Annotated in this window: 23 protein-coding genes, 1 tRNA gene and 3 pseudogenes; 9 read left to right on the forward strand and 18 right to left on the reverse strand. The window is 54.6% G+C overall.

Going from position 1 to position 21999, the window contains the following annotated elements; all coding sequences use genetic code 11:
• Positions 1–34: 34 nt before the first annotated feature.
• The 5 genes and pseudogenes from AU14_RS20185 to AU14_RS01775 form a co-directional block, all read right to left on the reverse strand.
• Entirely contained in the window at positions 35–298 is a 264-nt protein-coding gene (locus AU14_RS20185) for a 6TM ABC transporter family protein (RefSeq protein ID WP_236744282.1), read from the reverse strand.
• Positions 298–990: an ABC transporter transmembrane domain-containing protein gene (locus AU14_RS20190; protein WP_236744283.1), complete on the reverse strand. Its 693-nt coding sequence runs from the start codon at positions 988–990 to the stop codon at positions 298–300. The genes AU14_RS20185 and AU14_RS20190 overlap by 1 nt, the downstream gene beginning before the upstream one ends.
• Positions 983–2595 (reverse strand): annotated as a pseudogene (gene cydD, locus AU14_RS01765) (thiol reductant ABC exporter subunit CydD). Before cydD ends, AU14_RS20190 begins: the two are co-directional and overlap by 8 nt.
• Before the next feature lie 114 nt (positions 2596–2709).
• On the reverse strand, positions 2710–3654 hold the full coding sequence (gene cydB / locus AU14_RS01770; protein ID WP_052471921.1) for a cytochrome d ubiquinol oxidase subunit II: 945 nt from the start codon (positions 3652–3654) through the stop codon (positions 2710–2712).
• 58 nt (positions 3655–3712) lie between these two features.
• Positions 3713–5145 (reverse strand): annotated as a pseudogene (locus tag AU14_RS01775) (cytochrome ubiquinol oxidase subunit I).
• 180 nt (positions 5146–5325) lie between these two features.
• Here AU14_RS01775 and AU14_RS01780 point away from each other — a divergent pair.
• The 3 genes from AU14_RS01780 to AU14_RS01790 all read left to right on the forward strand — a co-directional run bounded on the left by AU14_RS01780 (position 5326) and on the right by AU14_RS01790 (position 7176).
• Entirely contained in the window at positions 5326–5955 is a 630-nt protein-coding gene (locus tag AU14_RS01780; protein ID WP_041338411.1) for a class I SAM-dependent methyltransferase, read from the forward strand.
• A 79-nt stretch (positions 5956–6034) separates the two neighbouring features.
• Positions 6035–6121: transfer RNA gene (locus tag AU14_RS01785), tRNA-Leu, on the forward strand.
• Between the two features lie 293 nt (positions 6122–6414).
• Positions 6415–7176 (forward strand): hypothetical protein, encoded by a 762-nt coding sequence (locus AU14_RS01790; protein ID WP_041338413.1) that lies wholly within the window; start codon positions 6415–6417, stop codon positions 7174–7176.
• A gap of 548 nt (positions 7177–7724) precedes the next feature.
• Here AU14_RS01790 and AU14_RS01795 read toward each other — a convergent pair.
• The 4 genes from AU14_RS01795 to AU14_RS01805 all read right to left on the reverse strand — a co-directional run bounded on the left by AU14_RS01795 (position 7725) and on the right by AU14_RS01805 (position 10397).
• Complete coding sequence (locus AU14_RS01795; protein ID WP_041338416.1) at positions 7725–8687, reverse strand: tellurite resistance TerB family protein; 963 nt, start codon at positions 8685–8687, stop codon at positions 7725–7727.
• 5 nt (positions 8688–8692) lie between these two features.
• Positions 8693–9166, reverse strand: coding sequence for a hypothetical protein (locus tag AU14_RS01800; RefSeq protein WP_041338422.1), 474 nt, complete (start codon positions 9164–9166; stop codon positions 8693–8695).
• A 275-nt stretch (positions 9167–9441) separates the two neighbouring features.
• Positions 9442–9609: a hypothetical protein gene (locus AU14_RS19480; RefSeq protein WP_158498303.1), complete on the reverse strand. Its 168-nt coding sequence runs from the start codon at positions 9607–9609 to the stop codon at positions 9442–9444.
• A 185-nt stretch (positions 9610–9794) separates the two neighbouring features.
• Positions 9795–10397: a hypothetical protein gene (locus tag AU14_RS01805; RefSeq protein ID WP_041338425.1), complete on the reverse strand. Its 603-nt coding sequence runs from the start codon at positions 10395–10397 to the stop codon at positions 9795–9797.
• A 489-nt stretch (positions 10398–10886) separates the two neighbouring features.
• Here AU14_RS01805 and AU14_RS01810 point away from each other — a divergent pair, with 489 nt between their 5' ends.
• The 3 genes and pseudogenes from AU14_RS01810 to AU14_RS01815 all read left to right on the forward strand — a co-directional run bounded on the left by AU14_RS01810 (position 10887) and on the right by AU14_RS01815 (position 12855).
• Complete coding sequence (locus tag AU14_RS01810; protein ID WP_041338426.1) at positions 10887–11189, forward strand: hypothetical protein; 303 nt, start codon at positions 10887–10889, stop codon at positions 11187–11189.
• A gap of 341 nt (positions 11190–11530) precedes the next feature.
• A pseudogene (locus tag AU14_RS20195) lies at positions 11531–11989 on the forward strand (diguanylate cyclase domain-containing protein); the annotation flags it as partial.
• 191 nt (positions 11990–12180) lie between these two features.
• A complete protein-coding gene (locus AU14_RS01815; protein WP_094191125.1) occupies positions 12181–12855 on the forward strand; it encodes an EAL domain-containing protein in 675 nt (224 codons plus the stop codon).
• A gap of 3 nt (positions 12856–12858) precedes the next feature.
• Here the strand turns inward: AU14_RS01815 and AU14_RS01820 are convergent, their stop codons facing one another.
• Both AU14_RS01820 and AU14_RS19590 read right to left on the reverse strand, forming a co-directional pair.
• Positions 12859–13731 (reverse strand): DMT family transporter, encoded by an 873-nt coding sequence (locus AU14_RS01820; RefSeq protein WP_041338427.1) that lies wholly within the window; start codon positions 13729–13731, stop codon positions 12859–12861.
• Between the two features lie 70 nt (positions 13732–13801).
• Entirely contained in the window at positions 13802–13945 is a 144-nt protein-coding gene (locus tag AU14_RS19590; RefSeq protein ID WP_169745952.1) for a hypothetical protein, read from the reverse strand.
• Positions 13946–14121: 176 nt separating this feature from the next.
• On the opposite strand from AU14_RS19590, the gene AU14_RS01825 reads away from it, so the two are divergent.
• Positions 14122–14913 carry an enoyl-CoA hydratase gene (locus AU14_RS01825; protein WP_041338428.1) on the forward strand — a complete coding sequence of 264 codons (792 nt, stop codon included), beginning with the start codon at positions 14122–14124 and terminating at the stop codon, positions 14911–14913.
• A 28-nt stretch (positions 14914–14941) separates the two neighbouring features.
• Here AU14_RS01825 and AU14_RS01830 read toward each other — a convergent pair whose 3' ends face one another.
• The 3 genes from AU14_RS01830 to AU14_RS01840 all read right to left on the reverse strand — a co-directional run bounded on the left by AU14_RS01830 (position 14942) and on the right by AU14_RS01840 (position 17153).
• Positions 14942–15310 (reverse strand): DUF192 domain-containing protein, encoded by a 369-nt coding sequence (locus AU14_RS01830; protein ID WP_236744284.1) that lies wholly within the window; start codon positions 15308–15310, stop codon positions 14942–14944.
• A gap of 134 nt (positions 15311–15444) precedes the next feature.
• Entirely contained in the window at positions 15445–16206 is a 762-nt protein-coding gene (locus AU14_RS01835; protein ID WP_041338435.1) for an ABC transporter permease, read from the reverse strand.
• Positions 16207–16232: 26 nt separating this feature from the next.
• A complete protein-coding gene (locus AU14_RS01840) occupies positions 16233–17153 on the reverse strand; it encodes an ABC transporter ATP-binding protein (protein WP_041338437.1) in 921 nt (306 codons plus the stop codon).
• A 131-nt stretch (positions 17154–17284) separates the two neighbouring features.
• Here AU14_RS01840 and AU14_RS01845 point away from each other — a divergent pair, with 131 nt between their 5' ends.
• Positions 17285–17740, forward strand: coding sequence for a hypothetical protein (locus tag AU14_RS01845; RefSeq protein ID WP_041338439.1), 456 nt, complete (start codon positions 17285–17287; stop codon positions 17738–17740).
• Between the two features lie 91 nt (positions 17741–17831).
• Positions 17832–18146, forward strand: a complete 315-nt coding sequence (locus AU14_RS01850; RefSeq protein WP_041338442.1) for an SRPBCC family protein — start codon at positions 17832–17834, stop codon at positions 18144–18146.
• Positions 18147–18302: 156 nt separating this feature from the next.
• Here AU14_RS01850 and AU14_RS01855 read toward each other — a convergent pair whose 3' ends face one another.
• The 4 genes from AU14_RS01855 to AU14_RS01870 form a co-directional block, all read right to left on the reverse strand.
• Entirely contained in the window at positions 18303–18707 is a 405-nt protein-coding gene (locus AU14_RS01855; RefSeq protein ID WP_236744285.1) for a hypothetical protein, read from the reverse strand.
• A gap of 166 nt (positions 18708–18873) precedes the next feature.
• Entirely contained in the window at positions 18874–20340 is a 1467-nt protein-coding gene (locus AU14_RS01860) for a PhnE/PtxC family ABC transporter permease (protein WP_041338443.1), read from the reverse strand.
• Between the two features lie 8 nt (positions 20341–20348).
• Complete coding sequence (locus AU14_RS01865; protein ID WP_041338445.1) at positions 20349–20999, reverse strand: ATP-binding cassette domain-containing protein; 651 nt, start codon at positions 20997–20999, stop codon at positions 20349–20351.
• A complete protein-coding gene (locus tag AU14_RS01870; RefSeq protein ID WP_052471925.1) occupies positions 20999–21868 on the reverse strand; it encodes a putative selenate ABC transporter substrate-binding protein in 870 nt (289 codons plus the stop codon). Before AU14_RS01870 ends, AU14_RS01865 begins: the two co-directional genes overlap by 1 nt.
• Positions 21869–21999 lie beyond the last annotated feature (131 nt).

Below are 21999 nucleotides of genomic sequence, written 5' to 3' on the forward strand. Positions count from 1 at the left end.
ATTTGCTCCCCGGGAGCGTTCAGGGAATCCTGGTTCAGCCGACTGGCGGCGGCCTCGGTGGCGCCCAGATAGCCGAAGGCTTCTGGCAGGCTCCATAAACCTCGGCCAGTCCTAGCAGGGCGATAGGCAACAACACAAGCACTGGCCCTGAAACTTGCCCGGATTGAAACAGGTCAAACCCGGCCCAGAGCACGGCGATAGCCGCGAGATTGATCAGCAGGTGGGTAACCGCCTGATTCCAGCCCACACGCCGGTCCACTTTCGCCTGTTCCTTGGCAAACCCGTGTGCCTGTCGCATCAGCCAGGCCGCATGCTTACCCGTGCGCCCGGCGGCGGTGAGCTCGGCAAAGCTTCAAGGTGTTCAATAATATGGGTGCGCAAACCTTCCTCGCTATCGCTGAGCCGGCGGGAAGTTTGTCGCGTTCGCAAAAGCGTACCGATGGTTGAAAAGAGGAGGGCGCCAGCCAGTAACAACCCTAGCCACAGGGCGACTCGGACATCGAACAGAATCATTGCCAGAAGCACTACCATCAGGCTGACCAGCGCCGCCAGAGCAGTCGGTGCAATCAGACGCAGATACAGTGTATCCAGAGCGTCTACGTCGCGGGTTAGTCTCGATAGCCACTGGGCGCCGGATAGCCCAAGCCGATGACTGCGAGGCGCGGCGGCTAGTTGCCGGAACAGCCGGGTTCGAATATCGGAGAGCTGGCGCAACACCGTATCGTGGTTGTAGACCCGCTCCAGATAGCGCCCGACGGTTCGGACAAGGGCAAACAGGCGAATTCCGCCCCCGGGGGTGTAGAGGTTGATTGAGGCCTGAACGCCAGCTGCAAGCAGGAGGCCTGCCAGCGCCGTCTCCGTGATGAACCAGCCCGACAGCGCCAGAAGCCCCATACCTGAAATCACAGTGATCAGAAGCAGCAGGCCGCCCACCGAGAGCCGGCCCCAGCGCTGAAAAATCAGGCGTAACCAGGGCAGCAGCTCACGCATCCCGCAGTTCTCCTTCGGTCACCAGTAATACCCGGTTAGCCAGAGTGAGCAGTGCCTGGTGATGGGTTGAGAAAATCAACGTCTTGCCGGCTTCGGCCAGCTTGTGCAGGGCCTCGATCACATGCACCTCGCTGTCGGTATCCAGGCCCGCAGTGGGCTCGTCCAGCAGGATCAGTCGTAATCCGCCACGAAGATACGGGCCAGGCTCAGTCGCCGCGCCTGGCCGCCAGACAGCCCCTGGCCGTCCTCCGAGACATGGCTGTGAATGCCCGCATCCCGGCTGTCCAAAAGTGACCGCAGGCCCGCATTGGTGAGTGCCGCCTCAATGGCGATATCTGAGGCATCCGGCCGGGTCAGGCGCAGGTTATCGGCCCAGGAGCCCTGAACCAGGAACCCGGTCTGACCGAGCCAGCCAAAACTGAAGGAGCCAGGTTGCTTTCCAAACACCGAAATAGACCCTTCATCCGGCACCAAAAATCCTGCCAGCAAATGGAGCAAGCTGCTTTTGCCACCTCCGGACGGACCAGTAAGTGCGATGCAATCACCTTTCTCAAACGTCAGTGATAGATCCGCAAAGACCGGTCTTTCCTGCCGGTACGAAAGGCCGACCGCGCCCAGCTGAACGTTGTCCTCACGCCTTTCCTCGCTTTCACCATCGTTACCACCGCGCGGCGAACCATTCGCCAGACGGTTCATACGGGTCAGAATTTCGGCACCTGCCCCCAGTGCGGAGGCCCGGTCGTGATAGTGCTGGGAAAGAGTACGTAATGGCTGGAAAAATTCTGGGGCCAGCAGCAGGATCAGCAGCCCGGAAAACAGGGTTAATTCGTCTGCGGGGCCAAAGGTGATGTACCCAAGTAAGCCAAAGCCGATGTAGATCGCGATCACCGCTATCGCCATCGAGGCAAAGAATTCCAGAACCGCAGAAGACAGAAAGGCTATCCGGAGGGTCTTCATCGTGATGCGTCGATAGGCATCCGAGCGTGTGGCGAGCAATGAGGCGGCGGTGTCGGTCTGGCCAAACAGTTGCAGGGTTGTCAGGCCGCGGACCTTATCCAAAAATTGCCCGGAGAGTCGGCTAATCGTCTGGAAGTGCTGCTGGTTGAGCCTTTCTGCGCCCATACCCACCAATGCCATGAACACGGGTATCAGGGGAGCGGACAACAATAGAAGCAGAGCCGCGAGCCAATCCAGGGTGAACACCAGGATCAGTATAAGGCTGGGGATGATGACGGCGAGCAAAAGTTGGGGCAGGAACCGCGAGTAATAGCCGTGCAGAGCCTCAACGTGGTCGAGCCATTCCCGGGCCAACGCGCCGGCGGAGAAGTGACTCAGGGCGACCGGGCCGGCGGCGTTCCAGTGCTGGTGAATCTGCCGTCGGGCATCGCACCGGACATGTTCACTGCACCGGGCAGCCATGCGGGTTTGCATTCCCTGGCCGAGGGCGCGAACAAGCACGGCGGCCACGAGCACAAGAAATAGGGGAGAAAGCTCCGAGATTGGCACAGTCTCGCCAACGCCCCGATGCACAATCAGGGCGAGCATGGCCATTTGCACCAGGGTAGCAATTCCGGTGACCACCCCCGCCACTACGGCACCGTACATCCACCGGCGGTTGCTCTTACCGAGTTCTGCCAACCATTGCTTTACCTGGCGCTGATCCGGGACTGAAGCAGATTTTTCAGCCCCTGAGGCGTTTGGATCGGCTGTTTCTGCCACTTAATGGTAGCCCTCGCCTGCACGAACCTTGCCGCGAAAAACCCAATACGTCCATGCGGTATAGACCAGCACAATCGGGATTACAAACAGCAGGCCCAGCAAAAGGAATAGCTGGGATTCGTACGCGGAGGAGGCCTGCCACAGGGTGTAATCAGGCGGAACAACGTACGGCCAACGGCTGACTATTAGCCCCAGGTAGGTGGTGATGAACAGCCCCATGGTCGCTACGAAGGGCATGCCCTCGAATCGATTTCGCACAGACCGGTAGATTTGGAAGGCGCACAACAGGGTGAGCACCGGCAATACCCAGATCACGGTAAGGTTGTTGAACCAGCGGTCCCGAACCAGGTCATCAACGAACGGTGTCCAGATGCTGATAACACCAAACACTGCCAGAACCGCGGCTAGCAAGGGTAAGGTAAGGCGATAGGCCCAGGCCTGAAGCTCGCCTTCGGTCTTCATGATTAGCCAGGTGGAACCGAGCAGGGCGTAGCCAGCGAGCATGCCAAAGCCGGTGAGTACCGTGAATGGCGTTAGCCAATCGAAGGCCCCGCCCACATAAACGCCGTTTGCGGTGTCGAAACCCTGGATATAGGCGCCCACAACTGCGCCCTGGGCGAAAGACGCAACCGTCGAGCCGCCGGCAAAGGCCCAGTTCCAGAGATACCGGGAGGACCGGGCCTTGAATCGGAACTCGAAGGCCACACCCCGGAAAATCAGGCCGGCGACCAGCAGAAACACGCCGATGTATAGCGCGGGCAGGAAAATCGTGTAGACCAGCGGGAAGGCGGCCAGCAGGCCGGTTCCACCCAGTACCAGCCAGGTCTCATTGCCATCCCAGACCGGTGCAACGGAATTCATCATGACATCCCGCGCCTCTTCGTCTGGTGCGAACGGAAACAGGATGCCCACGCCAAGATCGAAGCCGTCCATCAGCACATACATGATGATGCCGAACCCGATAATAAACGCCCAGATCAGGGCAGATCGAAGAGCTCCATCATTAGTGACCCTCCTGAGATTTTGGGTTGCCAGTATGGCGGCTCTGGTCAAATTCAAAGGGCACGTGGGCCGCAGAAAACGGCCGGCTTGGGCGCTCGGCTTCGTACTCACCGTCATCGTGGCTTTCTTCCATGCCCACATAAAGCACCCGAAGCAGGTAATAGATCCCCGCCGAGAAGACCAGGGCATAAACCAGCATGTAGCCAAGCAAGGTGAATAGGGCCATGCCGCCGGTAAGGGACGGCGTGAGCGATTCGGCGTGAGTCATCACTCCATAAACCAGCCAGGGCGCACGACCGGTTTCCGTGACAATCCAGCCAGCCAGGACCGCGAGGAACGGGGTAAAACTCATAAACCGTAGCCCGTTGAGGAACCAGGTGCTGCGCCAGTAGCGGCCGCCTGCACGGAGGATCAGGCCAGTTACCGCAAAAAGGATCATCAGCATGCCGAGGCCCACCATCACCCGAAACGCCCAGAACACAATGGCGACCGGTGGCTGCTCCGCAACCGGCGTCTCGTTCAGGCCGGGAACCTCTCCATCCACTCGTGGGTGAGAATCAGGCTGGCGAGACCGGGCACTCCGATCTCGTAAAGATTGCTCTGGCTGTCCTGATCAGGAATGGCGAACAGGAGCAAAGGAACGTTTCGAGAGGTCTCCCAATTACCCTCCATGGCCGCCACTTTCGTTGGCTGGTGCTCCAGGGTATTCAGGCCGTGATAATCACCGACCGCGGCTTGGGTTGGGGCAATGAACAATATCAACCACAGGCACATCGACAGAGCTTTTCGATTGGCCTCAACCTCGCGCCCGCGCAACAGATACCAGGCACTGACGCCAGCCACCACAAAGCTCCCGGTAAGAAAGGAGGCGAGGGCCATGTGCAGGAATCGATAGGGGAAGGACGGATTAAAAATCGCCTCACTCCAGGACGTAATATGGAAAACACCCTCCCTGAGTTCGTAACCCGCGGGTGTGTGCATCCAGCTGTTGGCGGATAGAATCCAGAACGATGAAATGAAAGTGCCCGTGGCCACCATCACGGCTGCTAGCAGGTGCACACCGGCTGGGACCTTGTCGCGCCCAAACAGGAGAATGCCCAGGAAGGCTGCCTCCAGGAAGAAGGCAGTGATGACCTCGTAACTGAGTACTGGCCCGAGAAAATTCGCAGAGGCCTGGGCAAAGTTGCTCCAGTTGGTGCCGAACTGAAACGACATCACAATGCCAGACACCACGCCCATGCCGAAAACTACTGCAAACACCGTGGTCCAGAAGGCCGACAGCTTGGCCCAGACGCCATCACCGGTTTTGAAGGCCAATCCTTCCAAAACAGCGATAAACGAGGCCAGACCAATGGTAAACACCGGGAAAATGGCGTGAAAAGACACCACAAACGCGAACTGAATTCGCGAAAGCAGGAGAGGATCTAGTTCCATGGGAACCCTCCGGTAACTCACACATCTCAATAAACGAGAGCAAGAACTCCCGCGGCCGCTGCCTTGGCGCCTATTGTCTGTTGTTATTACCGGCAGATGGTTACCATGCTACTAAAAACACAGGTAAATTCGATAGGGCGAATTATCGCTGCCGTGATCTGAAGCAAGGATGGTGCTCCGATGAGCTTTTACGAAGAACGCATTTTGCCCCACCTGATTGACCGTGCCTGCTCTGTGGGCCAGGTAATGAAGCTGCGCCAACAGATAGTGCCGGAAGCCCGCGGCGTGATACTTGAGGTGGGCATGGGGTCCGGCATCAATCTGCAATTCTACAAGCCTGAGTCAGTGGAACTGGTTTATGGCCTGGAGCCATCGGAGGGGATGCGCCGCAAGGCCGCCGCCAATCTTGAGCGCTCACCGGTTGAAGTAAAGTGGCTCGACCTACCTGGCGAAAAGATTCCATTGGTGGACGAGAGCGTGGATACCGTGCTGCTTACCTTCACGCTGTGCACCATCCCAGATTGGAACGCAGCACTACAGCAGATGAAGCGCGTACTAAAGCCCGGGGGCATTTTGCTGTTTCTGGAACACGGTGAATCGCCGGATGCCAGCACCCAGAAGTGGCAACACCGGATCACACCAGGTTGGCGCAAAATCGCGGGTGGATGCCACCTGAACCGCCATATCGCAGATCTAATCAGCAGCGCCGGTTTCGAGATTACCGAGCTGGAAAACCTCTACGTACCCAAGACCCCCAGGATCGCGGGTTACATTTACAAAGGCCGGGCCACTAAGCCGACCAACGCCTGACAGATGAGTGCGCCGGGAATCGGAATTGCGTTACCGAACCGGCCCTTATACAATTCCGCCCGTCTGATTGCCCTCCGATGCTCCGGTGGTGAAATTGGTAGACACAAGAGACTTAAAATCTCTCGACCTCACGGTCGTGCCGGTTCGATTCCGGCCCGGAGCACCATTAAAAACAATAAGTTAAGTCTTGAAAAGCGCTCTAAGCTTGTGCGCTCAAATGCAATGTAGACATTTAGCGTTACTTAACACCACCTCTTGATAAACCTCAATATCGACAGATTCCATCCTTAAATATTGCCAATCCCTGATGCTTTCGTTTTTTTTCGGCATTACCCATAGTTAACTGCTACTTTTGTGTAGGCTGGTAGTCATTAGGGCATTACCGATGTAGTGCAGCTGAGGCTTTCTGGCTAGGTGCATGCGCACCATCTACACCAAAGTTAAAAAATGGAGTTCTAGATGTTTAAAGGGATCAAAACTACCGCGCTAAGATCAACACCAATTCTAATGGGATTCTTATTGGTGGCTTGCGGAGGTGGTGGCGGAGGCGGGTCATCGTCCTCCGGTGTTACTGCTGAAACGTCGGTTAAGTTGGCTCCAGGTGCCTTTTCGACCGAAATTGGATTTCCCGACGGGAGCACCGTAGACGCCGCGACACTACTGAGTCCATCCGGTGATTTTGTCGTATTTGTTGATTTTGACGACATAACTGTCGGCACTCTCCAGTTCGGTAACAACAGTTCGATTACCGGCAGCGGAACAGATTATTACTATGATGCTTCCTGGGAAACTCAGAGTGGAACGATATCGGGTAGGGCTTCTTCCACAAGCGAGGCCACCATCAAAGCTACCGCCCCGGGATATGAGTCGAATTCGACTTTGCTGCGTGATGACCAATATAGTGACCTTGGTGTCACTCTTGCCCAATTATCCGGCACCTACACAATGGATGTCACTGGAGTTTATCGAACTACGGTAACAATTTCGGCTGATGGCACGGTCACGGGAAGCGATGAGACGGGTTGTGTGTTCAATGGAAATGTTGATATCCCGGACACTGAGTTTAACGTTTATGAGGTTTCCTATACTGCCTCCAACTGTCCAGAATCGGAACGCAACGGACAATATTCAGGTTTGGGCGCTTACGATCCCGATTTAGCTGAAATCGAATTTGCCGGTGCAGACGGTGAAGTCGCAGCGTTCTTTATCGGTTCGAAATAAACAAAAGTTTGGTGGATGGGGCGGCCACCTGGCCCATCTACCTCTCCAATGGTTTCTTTTTGGCTTTCCGTAAGCCGCCAATCTGGCCTTATCCATTCTTGAGTTCATTTAGAGCAGTACAGTTATTGACAGAACTCCAAGGTGGCGGGCGAGTCTCACTATTCAGTGCCTCCCAGGCGTAAGCGGTATCTGCAGGTAATGCGTCGATTTCTGCCTGAGTCACTTCGGGAACGTTGGTGAGGCGCTTTAGGCGTTCGAGCCAGAAGTCGCTAACAATCGATTCCAAAGTTTTAGCTTGTTGCGGGCGCTTCACCTCCCATCGGAGAGTCTTTGTTATCCAGTAGCGTCCGCCAGCCAAAAAGCCAAATAGCTTCCCCTTGGAAAGCTCGCCATATTGGTTAACGGGACAGTCAAGATACTCTCCAGTGTCCTGATCGAACTCAAGCGATTTCGCCGCCTTGATAGGGTGGTCAATGCGCTTTGCGCAAGGCCCATGCTTCGCCTAGATGAACCCGCCCTGAGGCAGAAAAGGAAAAAGTTGTCACTCCCTATGAAACGTCGGGGGGAATTTTAGGGGAGGAGTCTTTATCTTTTCGACCAAACTGGGAGAAAACGGTCTTTGATTTTTGGCCGAGAGAGTTAAAACCTTTTTTGGTCGCCTGAAAGCCAGAGCTCAAGCCTTCCATGGCGGACTTGCCTTGGCGGCTTAGCCCCTCCATACCTGCCTTCGTTGTCTCTGAAAAAGCTGTAGAAAAGGAGTTAACATCCGCAAAGGTTTGGTGAACTCGGGCAATGGCCATCTCTTCCCGCTCATCAAAGATGCCGTCCGCCTCGGCGATGCCCGTAATAAAAGAGATAATCTCGTTGGACATCGACTTGTAGTTGCAGTCAGGATTTTCCTTCTTGAAGCGGGCAAGTTGCTCACTTATTTCCTTGATTGAATGCTCGTCTGCTTTTCGCTCAATTAAGGCAAGCCCCTCCGCCACGAAGGTCTCGTCATACCCCCATTCTTTCACGAAAGAGGCTTTGATGAATTCCCGCTCATCGTGATCGATAGTGCCATCAATGCTGGCGAGCTTGATCCCCAGCATTGCAATCATGTCGAAAAGGCCCGTAGCTAAAACATCCAAAGGGGTATTTATGAAATCTGGAATGGTCTTGGCTCGGCTCGAAGAGCTCCGGACGAAATACTTACCCACGACAACACTTAAACCTGCGCCGGCAATACCTGCGGCTACTGCCCAACCAATAGGCGTGGCTGCGGCACCAATTCCTAAGGCACCGAGGAAGCCAGTTTTGGCGAAAAATGTAGAGGCAACCAATGACGATTGTGCCACGGCCATTCCGGTAGCGGCGCCATTGGCGGCATCAACACTATCCATGAGGTAGGATTTAAGCCTCAGGGATGTATAAGCTTCCTCACCAATGTCGAGCTTTAATTTGAATCGGAGAGGGTCTTGGATAACCTGTTCAACACTTTCCATCGGGCTTTCTGGCTGGGTATTGTTCATTGCGTTTAGTCTGCTAGAGAGGAAAAGTTTTGTTTAGCTGCCGCAATGGCATTGGCAAGATTCTTATCGGTGATGTCTTGCTTCATGCCTAAAACGAAGCCGTAGAGCATGGCGAGAGGGGTAAGAAACGGAGCGATCAACGTACCGACCAGGGGGACGCAGGCCACGAGGAAACCGAAGATTCCACCCAGCACCAGACCGAATGAAGCGTTCGGGAAATTTTTTAGGGTCTCAAGGACAACATCAAGTATTTTCCGTCCAATCTTAACGATAAATTTTCCGGCTTTGATGGTTGCCTTGGTGATCGCGAACAAGGCCGACTTCACATCCGCAGAGATGTTTAGATTATCAATGGTCGATTTTATTGACTCGTCGCTGTGAGTCGTCCTATTGAACGCCCTAACGGTTTCAGTGGTGAGGAGAGCGTGTTCCTGGCGAAGGGTCTCACCGGTGGAGGGGTTTTTAGCTTCAACGATCATCCTAATCCTCTTGCCATTTTTATTGGTTTTTCTTTTTCGCGCGAGAATCGAACCTGAGGGGCGTATAACCAAGTTCCCGAAATTGCCCTCTATTGTTTAGGACGACCAAAACGTCGATCCTCGGAGCGCGAATCAAGATCCTTTATCCAATTCCTCACGGTATTGGAATCTGCATAGAACGTATCCCCACAGAGTTCGTGGATAACCGCATGATCGGTTCGGAAGGCTTCTCTTCCAAGCCCTTCGTAGCAGCAAAAAACTCGTCGTCTTCCAATTCACCACGCTGTAAAAACCGATTTAGTTCCGCCTGATTGGACCAAAAAGCAGGCAATTCGAGATTTCCTCGCTTTCAAGCCAGCCTGAGCAAGAAAGAATTCGGTAATTTCTGCATCGGAAACCAAACTCATATTTTTTAGAAGCCCAACAGACGCCAGCAGGTGCATGTCCTTTGCTCCTCAGTTTCCACGCAGATCGGACTAAAACTCAAGGCTCACTTCGTACCCGAGGGGCTTAAATTACCGGGCGACGGATAGGTAAGCGGCTTGCCGCGGTATTTGGCCAAGCAGTAAAACCACATCGTCATTGCTGATAAATGCAAGAAAATTGAATTCTTCTCGTATGCAGCACTCTAGCTAATTCCCGCGGTTTCTCGAATGTAAAATTGCTTTTCCTTGGTTGGCACCGGCTGGGCAATGTTTCGAACAAACCGTTGTCGCTCTGCTGCAACGTCCGGCAAGTTCGAACGACCGAATTTAATCAGGGCTACTCGCTCAGCGGCGTTTCGATCGAGTTTTGAAGCGGAGCAGTTGTTCCGTTGGGCGGCTTGTTGAAGTGAATTGATTGATCGGTCAAGAGCGGCTTTTGCATAGTCTATCTGAGCTTCCAGTTCCGCAAAGTCATTAACCAGTTTAGTGATATTGGATTTAATTCTGTTGGCATTCGCAATTGATTCAGCGGCTTTGGTTTGAGTCAGTTCTTTATGCAATTTACTACGCCGTGCGAGAAGAACTCCCTCTACCAATGCGAGCTCGCGCTGCTCATCATCGAGAGCAGCTATTGCTTTCTGATCTCCAAATTGGAGTACATCCTGGCGTTCAAACCTTTCGATCCAGGAAATGCGCTGCGCAATCTTCGATAACCAGTTTCCGATGGCAGCTATATCTTCTTGAATCTCTGTGCAAGTTTGGGGGTAGCCCATTATTAGTTTTGCAGGCGAGTTAACTATGCCCATAAGGATTTGCCTCTGAAAATGAAGCAGCTATATCCTTATAGCCATTGTTGATATGCGAAATGGGTAGGCTGTTCGTTTTATGGTTTCGTTAAGTTAATTTTAAACACGCGGCATTACGTTGATTGGTTCCAATTGAGCGGGGGTAATCGCCCGATTTGAGCGGGATTAGATTGCATTGTGATCCATAAATCTATCAAAAACATGTTCTTAGGAACCAGAGAGTTAGTGAGAAAAGGAAATTCGCTTTGACCCTCGTACCGGATTGGTCACGCTGTCTGGGCCTGTGCAATCTTGGTTTCGATAGGGTTCGCCACCCGCTTTTATCCAAACTGTACCCCCGTTACAGGATTTTCGGTTCTAGCAACTCAAATATCTGAAAAATTCATTTCCCTCTAAATTCCAGAAACATGGAACCAATTTCTACGGACTTACGTGAGCATTTGTACGTACGCTTCGTGCGCACGCCGATTGGCCCGGGAAGGAAACAGAATGATTCAATTCAAAGCACTCTTGGTTTCCACGCGCGCGGAGTACTTTCGGCTTGAGCTAGCGGAACAACTATTCAAGCGCGGACGGGAGATCCCGCTGGTCGGCATCTTCGCTGCAGTCACCTGCGCAACTCTGTTCCAGACCCCCAAAAACAACGGCGCACTCACGATCTGGGCGATCACGTTTATCGCTCTTTATGCGGTTTCCTATCTGGCTCTGTTCTTACCCCGGCGAAAGCTAACGACAATACCTACGCAGCGTGGACCCGGAACTTTATCTGGGCGTTCGCAAGCTATGGGGTGATGTGGGGAGTGTTCACTTTTATCTGCCTTGAGTCGCTTGGATTCTGGCAGGAAGTGGCTCTGTTCATGATCCTGTTTGCCATTGTCTCGGTACCCATGCCAGTGCTGGCCTACTGTTTGCCAGCGGCCATCCTGCACCCAATCCTGGTGCTTGGTACTGCCTGTGCACTCCTGATTCAAAAGAGTCTGGAGCCCGGCATAAATCATGAAACTTCGCTGCTGGCAATGCTTCTGGTGGCCAGTGCGATGTCGACCTACAAACAGATGATTATGGCCAAGACTCTGGTGTCGTCAGTTGATGACAGGCGCCGGCTTTCGACCAGTGTGTCGACCATCCAAAAGATGAAGCGGGAAAAATATCAGGACACCGTCACCGGCATGCTGAACCTTGAGGGCATGGTGTGTCACATGCGCAAGACCCGTCTCTCGGCTGGCTCCGGCTACACGTTGTTGTCGCTCAAGGTTGATGATCTGGAGCAGATGTACTCAACCCACACCAAAGCCATTGTCGATCGCCTGGTTAAAGTGGTCGCCAGACGAATCGAAAATCCCGGCAGTGGCGCTTTGACTGTCGCTCATGTCGGTTTGGGCGAGTACTTGATATTGACACCGGAACAGGACGCCGATGCAGAAGAGGGCACCATCGCCGATCTGTTCCAGGCGTTCAATCATCCTTACTTCTCCGGAACCAAGCAGCTGTATTTGACAGTATCTGTTGGCGCCACCTCGCTGTGCAGCGACGAGCATGATGAATCTGCAGTGATTAGCAAAGCGGTTTCAGCCATGCGCGAAGCGTCCAAAGATCCGGGCAACTCGTTTGCACGCTACGACGCTTCGATGTCGGATCGGTTAAACTGGTGGATGGGTATTCGCTCGCAACTTCAGCACGCCATTAAATCCAATGAATTTACGGTGTTTCTGCAACCCAAGGTGGAAATAGAGACTGGCGTAGTCAGTAGCGCCGAAGCCTCATTCGTTGGCAAAGCCCCACCATGGGCATCGTCAACCCGGCCGATTTCATTCCCATTGCCGAATCCACCGGCGACATCATGGCGCTGGGGCGGTGGGTTCTGCGTGAGGCCGCGCACTTGGTGCAAGACCCAAGGCTGCCTGCGGCGTTCTCCATCGCGGTCAATGTCTCGGTAAAGCAGTTTGCAGATCCCAAATTGATTGGCCTGCTTGAAGAGATCGCGCAACAGTTGAAAGGCACTCAGCGTCGAATCGACCTTGAGATTACCGAGAGCGCGTTGATGCTCGAAAGTGTTGAGGTAAAGATGATGCTCCGGGACATCGAACGACTTGGCTTTGGTGTGGCTCTGGATGATTTCGGCACCGGCTACTCGTCACTCAGCTACCTGACTCAACTGAATGCCGACACTGTGAAGCTGGATAAATCCTTTCTCGACGAGATTCCGGTGAATACCAAGCACGCCGCGTTTGTTTCGTCGGTGATACTGATGGCGAAAACGCTTGGCTTGAAACTGGTGGCTGAGGGTGTAGAGCGTAAGGATCAGCTGGACTGGCTGGCGCTGAACCAGTGCGACACGGTTCAGGGCTATCTCTTCTCTCGTCCGTTGGCATTCCCAGATCTTTTGAGTTGGCTGGAACGTCGCACTGCCCAGCCCGAGGTTATTGAGTCGCGACTCCTGATAGTAGGTCCGACGTAGCTCTTAAGAAAGACTGGCCCTTCGATAGCGGCGAACCTCAATCCAGCCATGGGCAAGCAGTGCTGAGAACACGATCACCCCGCCGAACAGGCTGAGCGTGGTGGGCACTTCGTCCAATACCAGCCACACCAAAAAGGCACCGATTACCGTCTCCAGCAGTAGCATCATGCTGACTTCGGCCGCAGCTATGTAGCGCGGGCCAATCTGAATGAGCGTGGCAGCGATTGGCAGGAAAAACAGACAAAGTAGGCCAATGAACAGGCTGTCCCGCAACGATGGCAATTTTGCGCCACCGCCGATGGCGGCCAGTGCGGCCAACAACAGGGCTCCGAACATCAGCATAACGCTCATGTCTGCGTCAGGCCGGGAACGAGCCACGTTTAGATTGGCCGCGAGAGCTGTAGCCGCAACCCCCGCCATAACAAGCCCCAGTGGCTCCCCTTGCCCCCATTCACCTATGGCCATGATAGAAGCCCCGGTCACGCAAACCACAATGATTACCCAAGTCCGCAGCGGCAGGGTTTCTTTCCAGACCAGCCAAGCAATGAGGGCGGCAATAACCGGGGCGGTATTCAGGATGATCAGCACGTTTCCGGCAGCGGTATTTTTCATGCCCACCACGAAGCCAAGGGTACTGACTGCGAAGGCACAGGCACAGAACCAGCCTTTCCAGCCACAGCGTTTCATTTCCGGGACCAGGCGCGAGCGATAACGGACCGTGTTAATAATCAGGAAGCTGAGAGCAAGTAACAGGCCCCGCCAGAACAAAAACACTACGGGCTCCACCGAGGTAATCTTCACCAGTAGGGCGTCGGGCGTAATGAATAAAACCCCTAGCGCAGCAATGGCCAGTCCTTTAATGCGTGTGGTGTGCAATCGTCATTTCCCTATAGATGAGCGGTAGGGCCTGTCAGTTCGCCGCGGGCCAGTGCAGCGTGGCGCAGTGCTACGGACTGTCCTGCTTGGGCACCGGTTCTATCCGGTTTATATCGCCGGTAGGCGGTTCCGGTTGATCGTGATAGATCACCAGCAAGCCACCGCCAATAATGGCTACCGCGACAATGGCCTTAAAAATGGTCGACTTCAACATCAATGTCTCCTTTTAATTCGCGATCCACTGTCACGTACCTTTAGGCCAAAGCCCCGGATCACAACCCCCGTTAAATTCCTGAGCGTTCTACAAAAGTCGCTTCGACAGTGTCGAGGGCCTGGTTAATACTGAAGGTTCGAACCAATATCATCGGAACCCCGCGGGGAGGAGCCTTTATGGCGTCTGCAGAGGAACCCTTGCTGCACCAATACAGTGAGAATGGGATCACCACGCTGACCCTGGATCAGCCGAAACGGCGCAACAGCCTGTCGATGGCCATGCTGGAGGAGCTGTCGACAGCCCTGGAACAGGTGGCTCAGGATTCGGAAACCCGGGTGGTGGTTTTGGCTGCCCACGGCAATGTGTTTTGTGCCGGGCATGATCTGACTGAGATTCAGAACCGATTCGATGACCACGAGTTTCAGCTGGCCCTGTTCAAGCTGTGCAGCAAGGTGATGCAGCAGATCGTCAATCTCCCTAAACCGGTGATTGCCCGGGTTGCCGGTGTCGCCACCGCCGCTGGCTGCCAACTCGTTGCCAGTTGTGACCTTGCCGTGGCCGCAGACACTGCACGGTTTGCCACGCCGGGCGTTAACATTGGCTTGTTCTGTTCCACGCCCATGGTCGCGCTGTCTCGGAATGTCAGCCGCAAGCACGCCATGGAAATGTTGCTAACCGGCGAGTTGATCGGCGCCGCCCGCGCGGAAACCATCGGCCTGGTTAACCGGGTGGTGGACGAGCAGGTGCTGGATGAGACCGTGTATCGCATGGCCCGGACCATTGCCGACAAATCCGGTCAGGCGGTAAAAGTGGGCAAGGAAGCTTTTTACCGACAACTGGAGTTGCCACTGGCCGACGCCTACGAATTTACATCTCAGGTCATGGCGGAGAACATGCAGGCCAGTGATGCCCGTGAGGGTATCTGTGCGTTTCTGGAAAAACGCAATCCGGAGTGGAGCAAAGATTAAAGGCGGCTAAAAGGTGCGGGTAGGGCGGTTAGGGGCTGGAGCAGTGTTCTGTTCCAGTCACCAGCCGGTCGCCCACCTCGATACCGTGGTCTGAAAAAAAATCCTGATTCATTTCCACGGCGGATTGAAAGGCCACGCCAGCGGGGTAGGAGGGGCAGCTACTTGCGCTGCCCGTCAAGCACGGCGCCATCTGGCGAATACTGGCAATTTTGCCCTGTTCATCCAGGTAGGCGATATCGAGATCAAGCTGGGTTTTGTACATCCAGAAGCCGCGATCCGGGCTCTGCAGATCCGGGTACTGGAACAGCATACCTTCGTCTTCCTGCAGAGAGTCACGCCCCATCAGTCCGGCTTGCCGCTGGCTGAAGTCCCGGGCTACCTCCAGAGTCACCGGCACGGATCCGTTATCCGTCACAAAACAGGCAACCACTTCTGGCAGCTTGGGCTGGGGAACGGAAGAGTCAGCCGCGCACGAGCTGGTCAAAATGCCCGTGCAGGCAATTCCTACCAACAGTGGCCGCAATGAGTGCCTCACGAACGCAGCCGGTAACCGGTTTTAAAGATGTACCAGACGGCCAGCATGCAAGCGGTGAGGAACACCAGGGTCATGCCGACACTGATGCCGATGTGCACGTCTGAAACCCCGTAAAACGCCCAGCGGAAGCCACTGATCAGATAGACCACAGGGTTGAACAGGCTGATGGTCTGCCAGATCGACGGCAGCATGTCGATGGAGTAGAAAGTACCGCCCAGGAAGACCAGCGGCGTGACAATCATCATGGGTACGATCTGCAGCTTTTCAAAACCGTCCGCCCAGATTCCTATGATGAAGCCGAACAGGCTGAAGGTGACCGACGTCAGCACCAGGAACGCCACCATCCAGAACGGGTGCAAAACCTCGTAATCGACGAACAAACGAGCCGTGGCAAGGATAATCAGGCCGAGAATGACGGACTTGGTCGCGGCAGCGCCCACGTAGCCCAGCACAACCTCAACGTACGAAACCGGCGCCGAGAGCACTTCGTAGATCGTACCCGAGAACTTGGGCATGTAGATCCCGAAGGACGCATTGGAAATACTCTGCATCAGCAGTGACAGCATCACCAGGCCGGGAATGATGTAGGCGCCATAGCTGATGTTGTCGATATCGCCCATGCGCGATCCGATGGCCGAACCGAACACCACAAAATAGAGGCAGGTCGAGATCACCGGGGACAGCACGCTCTGCATCACGGTGCGTTTCATGCGGGCCATTTCAAAGCTGTAGATTGCGCGAACGCCGTAAAAATTCATGCCTTTCTCCAGTGTGGCCGAGGGCCTTATTCGTGCACCAGGCCAACGAAAATCTCTTCCAGGGAGCTCTCTCGCGTTTGCAGATCGCGGTAGTCGATGCCCAGGTCTCCGAGGGTACGAAGCAGTCGAGCGACGCCAGCTTGTTCCTGCTGGGAGTCAAAGGTGTAAATGAGCTCGTAGCCGTCTTCGGACAGTTCGATGGGCTCCAGTGTCAGTTCACCCGGCATCTTGTCGAGCTTGCTCTGCAGCTGCAGGCGCAATTCTTTCTTGCCGAGCTTGCTCATCAACTGGTCTTTCTCTTCCACCAGGATGATCTGGCCTTCGCGAATCACCCCGATCCGGTCCGCCATTTCTTCTGCTTCTTCGATGTAGTGGGTGGTGAGAATAATGGTGACGCCGTTTTCGCGGAGCTTGCGCACCATTTCCCACATGTCGCGGCGCAGCTCAACATCGACACCCGCAGTCGGCTCATCCAAAAAGAGGATCTGGGGTTCGTGGGACAGGGCCTTGGCAATCATGACCCGGCGCTTCATGCCGCCGGACAGCGACATAATCCGGTTGTTGCGTTTGTCCCAGAGAGACAGATCTTTCAGCACCTTTTCGATGTGCTCGGGCTTGGGTGCCTTGCCAAACAGGCCTCGGCTGAAAGACACCGCATTCCATACCGTCTCGAACGAATCGGTGTTCAGTTCCTGTGGCACTAACCCAATGGACTGACGAGCCTTGCGGTACTGACGCACAATGTCATGTCCGGCAGCTTCAACCTTGCCTTCGGACAGGTTGGTGATACCACAGATGATACTGATGAGGGTGGTCTTGCCAGCGCCATTCGGGCCGAGAAGAGCGAAGATTTCGCCCCGTTTGATTTCCAGATTAATGTCTTTCAGCGCCTGGAAGCCGTCGCCATAAACTTTGCTGAGGTGCTGTACGGAAATGTCCGGTTGCACGGGCGTGTCCTGTCTTGAAATGGGCCAGAAATAGAAGCGCGGTATTTTCTCATGACTGACACAGGTTTAGAAAGCTTTGCCTGACAACGGATAAGCTCCATAATGCCGCTGTCTGCAGATGAGGTACGGGTATGTTACGAGCGGTTCTGGTGGTGGGATTGATGCTGACGCTGTTAATTGCAGCGGTTTTTGGACCTCGTCTGTTAAGGACCGTGGAGCCAGAAGCCGGCACCGGTGCCAAAAGCGAGTGTGATCTGGATACCAGCGCTTGCTCCTGGTCCGATCTTGATGGCAACTGGCACGTGGCATTGAAGCCGCTGAATGATCAGGATGCAGACTACGAATTGACGGTCATCGGGGCGGAAGGCCCCGACCGGCTGCTTGCGGTTCTGCAGGGCGATTCCATGTATATGGGTGAATACCCGGTTCCACTTCGCCGCCAGGGCGACGGTCGTTACGTTGCGCGCTTTAGCGCCCCTCTGTGCAGCACCGGAAATGATATGCGCTGGCGTCTGGATTTCCAGCGAGGGCAGACCCGTATCGATACAGCTCCCTTTCACATGGTGTTTCAGGCCCACACTCTGTGAAAGACCGCAAAACCTGAACCCCGCATTGCTGACAAGCCCCCACGAATGTGTAGACTCCAGTAATCTTGTCGCCAACATCAGGGAAGACGCCATGGATTACGGAGATAGTGTCCAGAAAGTATTGCTGCGGAAAATTCGCAAAGCCGAGCAGGATCTCATTCAATTAAAACTGGACTACTGCCGGTTTGTGTTTGGCCTAACCCATCGCGCTCGCGTTGTTTCCGGCGATGGCGTTTACCTGGTGCGCTCGGTGGATGTTGAAACCATGAAACCTACGGAAGAGGGCACTTTTACTAAACCTGCAATCGCCGGAACCCCCGTACACTCACCGGATGCTCCAGAGCCCACCCAGCTTGGCACTCAATGGACATTGGAAGGCGCGTCAAAGCCTGCCGTAATCAAATAAACGAATTAGCGGTAACGGCTTCATAGAGACTGTGTTGCGACGCCACATAGTGATGCTGTTGCCAGAATTTGGCCCCATCGAGGCCTTCCCGAAAGCAGGCCAGAGCGGCGCTACTGTTCGTTAATGTTGCGATGGCTTGAAGTGCCTGTGATTGCTTCAGACCTGTCTTGCGGCTGGCGATGTGAGCACGATGCCAGCAAGGGAGTCAGAATGCCGAACGGAGTGCTCGCAAAGTGCACAGGCTGCCCCGTAAAGCCAATTAGCAGCATAGGCTCGAACGGTGGCAGGGGAGTCGGCCAGGTCGAGACCACGAGTCCTGCAGTCCCGTTCTTGCAGGCCAGCAAGAATATGAAGCTGGGTGAACAGTTCCGTCCGATCAGGCGCGGAAACCGGTGGCATCATGCCTACGCCCGTCCAGTCGGCAATTCCTGCCGTTCTCATGTGGCTGCCTTGCAGTCCATCCACCGGTGCTGAGCGAACCAACGCGACCATTCGAAAGGCCATTAATAGCACCAGCGCTACCAGCCCAACCTGCGTCACCAAAATCAGCCCGTCTGCCATAACATTCGAATCCAAGCATTAAGAAGATAAGCAGATTGTAACGGAATGTAATCGGGCGTCAGAGCTAACGGATTGGCAGAATGCGCCAAAACCTAGGGGTTATCTTCGATTTGTGATTGGGGTCCCACTGATTAGGCTTCTGAGTGGTCTGAGGGCAGTGTCGGCCCTAACAGGTTGGCATGGTCTGGAGTGCCAGCTTCCGCCTAATGAAGCGGCCCAAAATATCCACGCCGATATTCAGCAGCGCAGTAATAACGATTAGCACCATGGCCCGGTCGAACTGGATGTTTTGGATGGCGCTATCAACGTAGAAACCGAGGGTATAGATACCCAGAATGCCCAGGATTGCGGTTTCCCGCATGATGATTTCCCAGCGATAGAACAGGAAAGCCAGGAACGCTCGGTACACACGGGGTACCAGTTCATAGGTGTATCGGTTGAAGCCGGTTATGGCGTCGGGGCGCAGCTGTATTGCACTGGACTGCCGTCCGATCAAATGTCCGATGATTCCGCCATTATGCAGGGCCAGGGCGATTACCGCTGGCAACATTGATGGCCCCCAGAGCTGCAAGAGAATGTACGCGAGAATGTACTCTGGCGTAGAGCGGGCTATGACCAGAAATATGTGTCCGCCAGTTCGGCGCGCCGGCCCGCCAAAGTGGCTGGATATCAACGGAAAGGTCAGCAGGGCAATCAATCCCGTCGCCACCAGGGCAATCTGGGTCAGCACCAGGGTGTTCCAGATGCCGGGCAGGGCCTCGGTCGCCATCACATCCCCAAGCCAGGGCATCAGGCCACTAAGTCCGTCACCGTTCCGTAAGGGTGACGGAATAATATCCTGGGTAAAGAACCGCTCGACATTGCCCCAGACGATGGGCAAGCCCTCACCGAGAAAAAACGGCGCACCAAGGATGTAGACCGGAAGCAGCTTGGGCTTCACCCAAAGCGGCATAGTCGCGATCAGGACATAAAACAGAATCAGCATGGCCCCGGCTTCGGAGTAATGGCCCTGGGAAAAGGCCGATTCCAGGAAGAAGCCCAGGGTTGGTAACCCGACAAAGCCGAGGATCGCGCTGGACCGCAAACCGCACTCCAGTCGGTAGGCGGTGTAGGTTCTCAGCTGAACCCAGCAATCCGGAATGCGGGTGTACAGAAAGGCGGATACTACGCCGGTTCTTGGCGGCAGAAGGCGGCCTGGAGTTGGATCCGCCTCTTCAAAGATCTCGGAATAAACCTTGGCAAATATACCGGCGTAAGGGATCGCAATGGCCAGTACACCGGTGAGCGGGTGAAAGCCAAAGAACTGCAGAAATATCAGAGCCCAGAAAAGCTCGTGGATGGCGCGGATGAACGCGCAAAAAGTGCGCACTACCGGGTTGCGATAGACCAGTGACAGAACAAAACCGCACAGACTGCCCAGCGCCACACCCACGAAGGCGAACGCTACTGTGCGCAACAAAGCCACTGCAATACCCTCGGAACTGAAAAAGTCCGGAGTGATAACGCCCATGAAAAATCGGCCCAGGTCTTTCCAGGGATTAGCGGCCGTGATCGCAATGTCGGCAAACAGCAGCGCGACCAGGGCAATGGCGACAAATAGAAAACTGACTCGAACCGTGGGTGAGGAGAACATGGGAGGTGTCAGTATAGTGGAGTGATGTCGGCGGGAGTCAGTCGTTCGCTGTAGTCATCAAGAGCGATCTGACCATCCTGAATACCAACGATGCGGGTGCAATACTGAAGAGCCAATTCAATATCGTGCAAAGCCACAACACTGGTGGGAAATCGCTTGCTCATCAGTTTCATTACCAGGTGAGACATGGGGCCATCCAGCGCCGACACAGGCTCATCCGCCAATAACATGTCTGCTTTGCGAAATACCGCCCTGGCGATCGCGACCCTTTGCCGTTGCCCGCCGGACAGGGAAGCGGTCGGCACCCAGATTTTTTCCGGCATGGAAAGATCTTTGAGCAGCGCGCGAACGGCAGCGGAGTCTTTGGAGAACGGGCGGATCAGCGTAAGGGTGTTGTACCAGGTTGGGTGGGCGTCAAGTTGACCCATATACACGTTGTGGAACACGGGCAGGGCATTTACCAGTCCAAGGTCTTGCGGAACCAGGGAAGAGGTACGGCCTACCTGCTGATGAATCAGGCTGATCAAGGTCGACTTACCTGCGCCGCTCTTGCCGACCAGCGCAACTCGCTCTCCTTTTTTTACCTGGAGAGAAAGCGGGCCAATTACCCGCTCCCCTCCGAACGAGGCCGATAGGCCTGACAGATCAAATCCGGACATTAATCGATGATTCCGATCTGTTTTCCTACCACTTCAATGGGCTTATAGGCGTCATTGGAAACAGGGATAAAGCCAGAACGCGGGAAGCTGTTGAGCAGCTCTTCATCCTTCATGTTTAGCAGTGCCTGCTGAACGCGATCCGTAAAGCCTTCGCCAAACCGCTCGTCCGCATCACCGCGAATGCTCCACTGGTAATTGGGGTAGCTAGGTGTCGTCCAGATGACTTTGACCGCGTCGGTGTCCACGTTGCCGTCTTTGGTCTCTTTGTCCCAGACCGAAAAGTTGATAGCGCCCACTTCATAAGTGCCTGCCTCAACCAGACGCAAGGTGCGAGTATGGTTACCGCTGAAACCAACCCGTGAGAACACGTCGTCTGGTGCTTCATTGAAAGCTTCGCGGATGTAGTATTCAGGGATCAGACGGCCAGAAGTTGAACCTTTCGAGCCAAACGTAAAGGTCTTCCCGCGCAGTTCCTCAGGCAGATTCTCTGCTTCGTCGAGACCAGTGCTTTTGTGGGCGATTATATGAGAATAAAAAGCCTCGTCTTCAACACCCTGTGCGATCGCCTGGGAGCCGGGCACCAGCGAGCGTGCCTGAACACCAGACAGGCCGCCAAACCAGGCCAGCTGTACCTGATTGTTGCGAAATGCAGACACTGCTGCGGCGTAGGATTTCACCGGGATGTAGCGAACATCAACGTCCAGGTTCTCCGACAAGTAATCTGCGATACCACGGAAACGCTCAACAAGCTTGGTTTCATCTTCGTCAGGAATCGCAGTGAATACGAGAGTCTCGGCTGAAACAGCGGCCGAACAAGCGAAAAACACGACACTTGCGGCGGCGAATTTCCTTATCATATTGAGAGCCATTTGAGGATCCTTTCTTTCCGGGGATGGTTCATTATTTGGGTTGTAAGCTGCCGAAAATACTGGCTTCATCAGCATACCGTGATTTAATACGTCTCGGAACAGCTATACGATTGCCGTCCAGAAAAAGTGCT

The organism is Marinobacter similis, assembly GCF_000830985.1.
Taxonomy (GTDB): Bacteria; Pseudomonadota; Gammaproteobacteria; order Pseudomonadales; family Oleiphilaceae; genus Marinobacter; species Marinobacter similis.